Source organism: Dellaglioa sp. CoH-56-MRSF-11 (assembly GCF_056782135.1).
In genome coordinates this window covers 177,019-184,786 of record NZ_JBXAYE010000004.1, presented here as the reverse complement: position 1 = coordinate 184,786, position 7,768 = coordinate 177,019, and the positions used below count along the sequence as shown (strand labels likewise).

The 7,768-nt window shown below is 34.8% G+C and carries 5 protein-coding genes and 1 pseudogene; 4 read left to right on the top strand and 2 right to left on the bottom strand.

Annotated elements, in window-relative coordinates; genetic code table 11:
- Nucleotides 1-85: 85 nt before the first annotated feature.
- A pseudogene (locus tag AC1RPT_RS06045) lies at nt 86-508 on the top strand (transposase); the annotation flags it as partial.
- 126 nt (nt 509-634) lie between these two features.
- On the opposite strand, the gene AC1RPT_RS06040 reads toward AC1RPT_RS06045, so the two are convergent.
- Both AC1RPT_RS06040 and obgE read right to left on the bottom strand, forming a co-directional pair.
- The gene (locus AC1RPT_RS06040) at nt 635-2,545 is read right to left on the bottom strand and encodes an acyltransferase family protein (RefSeq protein WP_481761719.1); all 1,911 of its coding nucleotides are present in this window, start codon (nt 2,543-2,545) and stop codon (nt 635-637) included.
- A gap of 81 nt (nt 2,546-2,626) precedes the next feature.
- Nucleotides 2,627-3,943, bottom strand: a complete 1,317-nt coding sequence (gene obgE / locus AC1RPT_RS06035) for a GTPase ObgE (RefSeq protein ID WP_409022424.1) — start codon at nt 3,941-3,943, stop codon at nt 2,627-2,629.
- A gap of 194 nt (nt 3,944-4,137) precedes the next feature.
- Between obgE and AC1RPT_RS06030 the strand changes: the two genes are divergently transcribed.
- Genes AC1RPT_RS06030 through AC1RPT_RS06020 form a run of 3 tightly spaced genes read left to right on the top strand, consistent with a single transcriptional unit; the run spans nt 4,138 to nt 7,754 of the window.
- Nucleotides 4,138-4,893, top strand: coding sequence for a DeoR/GlpR family DNA-binding transcription regulator (locus AC1RPT_RS06030; protein ID WP_481761718.1), 756 nt, complete (start codon nt 4,138-4,140; stop codon nt 4,891-4,893).
- Nucleotides 4,890-5,801, top strand: a complete 912-nt coding sequence (gene pfkB / locus AC1RPT_RS06025) for a 1-phosphofructokinase (RefSeq protein WP_481761717.1) — start codon at nt 4,890-4,892, stop codon at nt 5,799-5,801. The genes AC1RPT_RS06030 and pfkB overlap by 4 nt, the downstream gene beginning before the upstream one ends.
- Nucleotides 5,802-5,825: 24 nt before the next feature.
- A complete protein-coding gene (locus tag AC1RPT_RS06020) occupies nt 5,826-7,754 on the top strand; it encodes a PTS fructose transporter subunit IIABC (RefSeq protein ID WP_409022421.1) in 1,929 nt (642 codons plus the stop codon).
- Nucleotides 7,755-7,768 lie beyond the last annotated feature (14 nt).

The following is a 7,768-nucleotide window of genomic DNA, read 5'->3' as shown; positions in this document are numbered from 1 at the left end:
GGACATACAAAAATCCCTCCATGATTATCGGATGAAATTATATTATTTCATCTGACAACCATAAAGGGATTATTACAAAGCTTTAAAAACTCAGTGGCGCCTTTTTCACAAACAAGAAACAGAACTAGAAAGTTCAAAATCTGTTTATTTTTTTAGTACGAAAGAATATATGACGCAACAGAATGTTGTTGATTTAGGATTAGAACAAAGTTCTAACTTCAAAAAAGTCTATGAAACATATCAAGATATTTTATTAGCTATCAATAAAGCCGACACTTCTAATTTAACTCAGTTATTAGAAGACTATCAACCTAATAACAGTGAAATGGATACTGTAATAACCACTTTTAAAAAGAATCAGCATTATATTAAAAATAGTTTATCTTCACCATATTCAAATGGCCCTATAGAGGGACTTAACCGAAAAATTAAAACACTTAAACGTAGCTGTTACGGTTTCAGAAACTGGCATCATCTATTTGAAAGAATTTTATTAATTCATAACTAAAAAAAGGAAATCCTTTTGGATTTCCCTTAATTAAATTAGACGTTTATCGTCTCACCAACACTATTTGACGCAGACCCAAAAATAAGAAGCCCTACAAACCATAGTTTGTAGGGCTTCTTAAGTATTTTACATATTTTTAATTAATTGTCTTGCAATATACGTTGCATAATACTTTGAACCATCGGGATCTGGATGAACATTATCATCATAAAACCACTCTGTATGATCCTTACTATATGAATACCAATCAATTATATGCAAATTTGAATATTTTTTCTTTTGTGTCTCCAACATGCTATTAACGGTACCTTCCCAACGCCTTGTTGGGACATGTACATTAATCCAGTAAACTTGTTTCCCCGAACCAACTGCACTCATAATATCGTCAAACTGATCGGTTGTAAATGGACTATTTGTCCCTAAACCAATAACAACGTTATCTTGAAGTTTACCTTGCTTAGCCAACAACCTAATATCATCAGCAGCTGTATATACCTGACGACCGACTTTTGCATCAACATACATATGTGGGAAATCATCTTGTAATATGTTTTCTCCATCTGCCAATACAGAATCACCAATTGCCGTTGCATATACGCTTGAGGCTTTTTTTGTCTCAGCCTTTGTTAATGATGTTGGGCTTTGTTTTTCAGCAACTACTTTTGAAGAACTAGTTTTAGAAGCACTTTTGCTACTTGATTGTTTTTTCTTAGAACTAGACGAGCTCGGTTTTTTTAATGCGTCAGCATTCTTTTTATCAGCTACTTTAGCATTCTCACTAATAGTATTCTGTAAAGCATTCACTCCAGTAATTGAAAGACTTGGTCCGTTAATTATTCCAAACAACGCTATACCAATTATTAATGCACCCACAATAATAGAAAATTTTTGACGAGTTTTTTTAATATCCTTTGTAAAGGTTTCTTTAATAAATGTAAATGTTTGTTTATAATTAAATCTTTGTAGAGGTCTTTCTAAGAATCGATATGACAAATCACTCACTAATAAAATGATAGATATTTCAATTAGCGCGTTTAGCCATGGATGATCACCTATACTCTGAATCTTTGACTCATAGAATACCATTATTGGAAATTGATATAGGTAAATGCCATAACTTCTCTTACCAACCCAAGTAAAAACAGGATTTGTCATAATTTTGTTCATATCCGCTCCAGGATGTGCAATTGTAGCTACAAAAATCATAACTAAAACTGAAAAGAAAAACATCCCTCCACGATAAACAAGCGAACTTTGATCTGACATAGTCAAAAACAAACTAATAATTGTTATGAGCGATACTATACCTAACGCATCTAAAACAAATCGGCCTTTTTTTGAAATTTCCTTTTTTAAAGAACTGCTTGGCCAAATAAATGAAAGTGCTGACCCCAATAAAATTGAAAACATTCTTGTATCCGTTCCATAATAGACACGACTTGGATCAGATCCTGCTTTATACAAGAAGGCCATCGCTAATGCGGAAATAAAAGCTAAGATAAAGATAAGATTAAAAATCCGTTCTTTTCGTTTTAAAAACACAATTAGCAACGCCACTATAATAGGCCAGAAAAAATAGTACTGACCTTCAATTGATAGCGACCAAAGATGCGTAAATGGTGATGGCGTCCCGAAATGATCAAAATATGATTCTTTGTGCAAAACTTGAAACCAATTATAAACATATAACAAATTTGATGCGAAAATTTCTTGAATATTTTTCAATAACTCTCTTTGAAATAGTGTTATATAGGCAATAGTTGCAATCAACATCGTCAATAACGCTGGATAAAGTCGTCGAACCCGTCGAATATAAAAGCCTAGAACATCAATTTTTTTATTTTGTTCCCATTCCTGATTAAGTAAATCAGTAATCAAGTAACCCGATACAACAAAAAATATCGGTACACCTAAGTATCCACCTTGTAGACTAGATGGCACGAGGTGATAAAGGATAACCCCAATAACAGCCAATGTCCTCACGCCATCAAAGCCAGTAATATATCTGGCTTTTTTTAATCTTTTTTTCTTATCCATCTTGTTCCGTTCTCCTCTTATCTTATATAAATTACCCTTTTATTTGCTGATAGCGTAACCGTAAATTATTAATATTCCGAATTATTCAACGAACTCAAATGAGAATTTATCAATTCTCACTATATCCCCACTTTTAGCACCACGTTCACGTAAAGCATCATCGACACCCATACCACGAAGTTGACGTGCAAAACGCATCAAACTTTCGTCTCGGTCCATATTTGTCATTTGGTATAGACGTTCTAATTTTTCTCCAGAAAGAACCCAAGTTAAATCTTCATCCCTATTAATAACAAAATCAGGTGCAGATTTTTCTTGTTCTTTTTCGAAATCATAGATTTTTTGTTGTGCTTCTTGTTCTTTCAAGTTTAGTGCTGGGAACATTGGTGTTTCTTCCAATAAATCACCAGCTACATTCATTAAGGTTTGTAGTCCCTCACGAGTAATAGAAGAAGTAGAAAATACACGAGGTGTTTCTTCCACTGTAGAATCTTCTGCCAATTGTTTTTTAAATGCTTCTAACTGTTCTGCAGCCCCTGGCATATCCATCTTACTTGCCACAATTAATTGCGGACGTTCAAGTAATTCAGGGTCATAATTTTTTAATTCTTTATTAATCTTAAGATAGTCGTCAAACGGATCACGACCTTCTTCAGGATTCATATCAACTAAATGAAGAATAACACGTGTCCGCTCAATATGACGTAAAAATTGAATTCCTAATCCAACGCCAACTGAAGCCCCTTCAATCAATCCGGGTAAATCAGCAATAACAAAATCACGGTTATCATCTAAACGAACCATCCCTAAATTAGGTGATAACGTTGTAAAATGATAATCTGCAATTTTAGGTTTGGCACTTGTCACAACTGAAAGAAGCGTTGACTTACCGACAGATGGAAATCCAACTAACCCAACATCAGCTAAAACTTTTAATTCAAGTTGAATTTTACGTTCTACTCCAGGTTCACCATTTTCAGAAATTTCTGGAGCTGGATTTTTAGGACTAGCAAATCTAATATTGCCACGACCACCTCGACCACCCTTGGCAACAACAGCATAATCTCCTTTATGAACGAGATCAGCGATTACTGCTCCTGTTTCAGCATCTTTAATTGTTGTTCCTTCTGGTACTTGAACTCTTTTATCAGGTGCACCATGTCCGTGCATCCCTTTAATCATTCCTTTTTCACCAGATTCAGCTCTAAAATGTTTACTGTATCTAAAATCCATTAAAGTTCTTAATCCTTCATCTACTTCAAATACAATACTACCACCACGGCCACCATCACCACCGGCTGGTCCACCATTAGGTACATATTTTTCTCGACGGAACGCTACCATCCCGTCGCCACCTTTACCTGCTTTTATTTCAATTGTAACTTGATCTATAAACATACGATCACCTATTCTTTCCGTTGACTACTAACTTACTATTTTAAAGAAGAAAAAGTCATTTGTCTATGTATTTACTTAACTCTTTTAAAAATTCAAGCCAATTTCTCATATTTCAAATTTTTTTGGTATTTTTGAATGTTTTTGGTTGATTTTGAATGTTTTTGGTGGTATTTTATTTATAAGGAGTTGAGAAAGTGCTTACAATTGAAAGGTGCCAATATATTATTTCTGAAATTGACAAACATGGTTATATTAAGTTACAAGATATTTGTCATAAATTAAATGTCTCAGAATCAACTGTTCGACGCGATTTACAGCAGCTTGAAACTGATGGTGAATTAGTAAGAGTTCATGGTGGTGCACAAAGCATCCAATCATTAAAAGTTGAAGCAAATTTAGAAGAAAAATTTTCATTAAATACGCCAAATAAAATAGCAGTTGCTAAAGCTGCTGCAAATTTAATCAAACCTAATAATGTGATTTTTCTTGATGCTGGTAGTACAACTTTCGCAATGATTCCCTATCTTAAGTTAGTTAACAATCTAACTGTTGTTACAAACGGTGTTAATCATGCACTTTCTCTTTCTGAAAATGATATTAGAACAATCGTCATCGGTGGTCAAGTTAAAGCTAATACAAAGGCTATTGTGGGAGCTGATAGTATTAAATCAATCAAGAACCTTCAATTTGATTTAGTCTTTCTCGGTATTAATTCAATTAACAATAAATTTGGATTTAGCACACCAGATCCTGAAGAAGCCGCAGTTAAACTGGCCGCAATTCATCAAAGTCGACAAACTTATGTTTTAGCCGACAAATCAAAATTTAACCAAGTTTCATTCATTAAAGTTGCAGATCTTAATCAGGCTACAATTATCACTGATAAATTGCCGGTAACTGATTCTGAAAATTATAAAACACAAACAAAAATTTTGGAGGTACAACAATGATTTACACAGTAACTTTAAATCCTTCTATTGATTACATCGTTCAACTAGATAAGTTAACGCTTGGCGAAGTTAATCGGATGGATTATGATACAAAATTACCAGGTGGTAAAGGTATAAACGTTTCCCGAATTTTAAATGAATTGAATCAACCTAATAAAGCACTTGGTTTTATTGGTGGATTCACAGGTGAATTTATTAAGTCAGCTATGATAGCTAATCACCTAGATACTCAATTTACAAAAATAAAAGCTGATTCTAGAATTAATATTAAAATAAAAGCTGACCAAGAAACCGAAATAAATGGTAAGGGTCCTCTAATATCAGATGATGAACTTAAACTATTCAATGAGCAATTTGAAACATTGACGTCTGATGATACTGTCATTTTAGCTGGTAGTTTAGTTCCTAACCTATCTCAAGATTTTTATTATGAATTAATTAAAGTAATTCGTTCTAAAGGCGCACAATTTGTTATTGATACAACTGGTGAAGCACTATTGAAAACAATTAGTGAAAAACCTCTCGTCGTGAAACCAAATCACCATGAATTAGCCGAATTATTCAATGTTACTTTAAACGGTATCAACGATATTGTGAAATATGGTCAAAAATTATTAGAATTAGGTGCACAACATGTTTTAATTTCAATGGCTGGCGATGGCGGCCTATTGATTACTAAAGATGCTGTTTACCAAAGTAATGCGCCTAAAGGGACTGTTATTAATTCAGTTGGTGCTGGCGATTCAATGATTGCTGGTTTTACAGGTACCTTTGCAAAAACTAATGATCCTATTGAAAGTTTTAAATATGGACTAGCTTGTGGCTCCGCAACTGCATTTTCTGAAGATATTGCAACTATTGAAAAAATTAACGAAATTTTACCACAAATTGATATTAAGAAAATCTAACTATTATAAAAGGAGTTTTACACTATGGACTTAAATGAATTATTACTTAAAGATGTCATGATTATGGATCTTCAAGCAACAACAAAAGCCGAAGCAATTGATGAAATGGTACATAAATACTTTGAGGCTGGCGTGATTGATGATGAGGAACTTTACAAACAAGACATTCTAAAACGTGAAGCACAATCAACTACTGGTATCGGTGAAGGTATTGCCATGCCACATGCAAAAAATAAAGCTGTTAAACGTGCTACTGTCCTATTTGCTAAAAGTAAAGCAGGACTTGACTATGATTCACTTGATGGTCAACCTACATTTTTATTTTTCATGATTGCTGCTCCTGAAGGTGCAAACGATGCCCATTTACAAGCATTAGCTGCTTTATCAAGTCTATTAATTAATCCCGATTTAGTTGATAAATTAAAAACAGTCACAACTCCAGATGAGGTTCAAGCTGCCTTCACTGCCGCTGAAAATGAAAAAGAAGCAAAAGAAGCTGCTGCACAACTTGCTGCTAAAAACACTGATGTTAAACCATCAGGTAATCCATACGTGGTCGCTGTAACAGCCTGCCCTACTGGTATCGCTCATACTTATATGGCTGAAGCTGCCCTCATCAAACAAGCTGAAGAGATGGGCGTTGACATTAAAGTTGAAACAAATGGCTCAGAAGGTATTAAGCATCGTTTAACTGACGAAGAAATTAAACGTGCGTCTGGTGTCATTGTCGCCGCTGATAAAAAAGTTGCTATGGATCGTTTCGATGGCAAACCTTTAATTAACCGTCCTGTTACCGATGGTATTAAAAAAGCCGAAGAATTGATTACTGCCGCAGTAAACGGAAAAGCACCTATTTATCATGCTAAAGGAACCGACGCTGCTGAAAATGATGAAGAAACCTCTGGTAGTGTTTGGAATGAAATTTATAAGAACTTAATGAACGGTGTATCACACATGTTACCATTTGTTGTTGGTGGCGGTATCTTAATGGCACTCTCATTCATCGTTGAACAATACGTTCCCGGTGGCTCAAGTTCACAAACTTTTATCTTCTTAAATGGAATTGGTAATTATGCATTTGCTTTCTTAGTACCTATCTTAGCCGGTTTTATTGCTATGAGTATTGGTGATCGTCCTGCCCTTATGCCTGGTATTGTTGGTGGTTACATGGCTAACTTTGCTGCCGCAAATGTTATTAAAACTGAATCTGTTTCTGGTTTCTTAGGTGGTTTAGCAGCTGGTTTTATTGCCGGTTATGTTATTGTCGGTCTTAAAAAACTCTTTAAAAACTTACCAAAATCACTAGATGGGATGAAACCTATCCTAATCTACCCTATTTTATCCTTATTAATTGTCGGCGCGATTATGTTCTTTATGGTTAATCCTATCTTCGCACAAATTAATCATGTCTTGTCAGATTTCTTAACTCATATGGGAACAGCCAATGCCGTCTTAATCGGTACAATTCTTGCTGCTATGATGGCTATCGATATGGGTGGTCCATTTAACAAAGCAGCTTATACATTCTCAATTGGTGTCTTCACTTCTACTGGTGATGGTAAAATGATGGCTGCTGTTATGGTTGGTGGTATGATTCCTCCACTTGCAATAGCTATTGCATCAACATTCTGGAAAAATAAATTTTCTGAAGATGAAAGAAAAGCCGGTTTGTCAAACTACATTCTTGGTATTTCATTTATTACTGAAGGTGCTATTCCTTACGCAGCAGCAGATCCATTACACGTCATTACATCAAGTGTAATTGGTGCTGCAATCGGTGGTGGTTTAAGTCAATTCTGGAACGTCTCTGTTCCTGCACCTCATGGTGGTCTTTGGGTAATTGCCTTAGCTACAAATAAAACGTTCTACTTACTTTCTGTTTTAATTGGTGCTGCAGTTGCAGGGATTATCCTCGGTATCTGGCGTCCAGTTGCAAAAGAAAATAAGAAATAATTCGTTTAACTTTG

Coding starts and splice junctions, on each gene's coding strand:
- AC1RPT_RS06040 (WP_481761719.1), bottom strand. CDS start 2,545: ATGGATAAGAAAAAAAGATTAAAAAAAGCCAGATATATTACTGGCTTT.
- obgE (WP_409022424.1), bottom strand. CDS start 3,943: ATGTTTATAGATCAAGTTACAATTGAAATAAAAGCAGGTAAAGGTGGC.
- pfkB (WP_481761717.1), top strand. CDS start 4,890: ATGATTTACACAGTAACTTTAAATCCTTCTATTGATTACATCGTTCAA.
- AC1RPT_RS06020 (WP_409022421.1), top strand. CDS start 5,826: ATGGACTTAAATGAATTATTACTTAAAGATGTCATGATTATGGATCTT.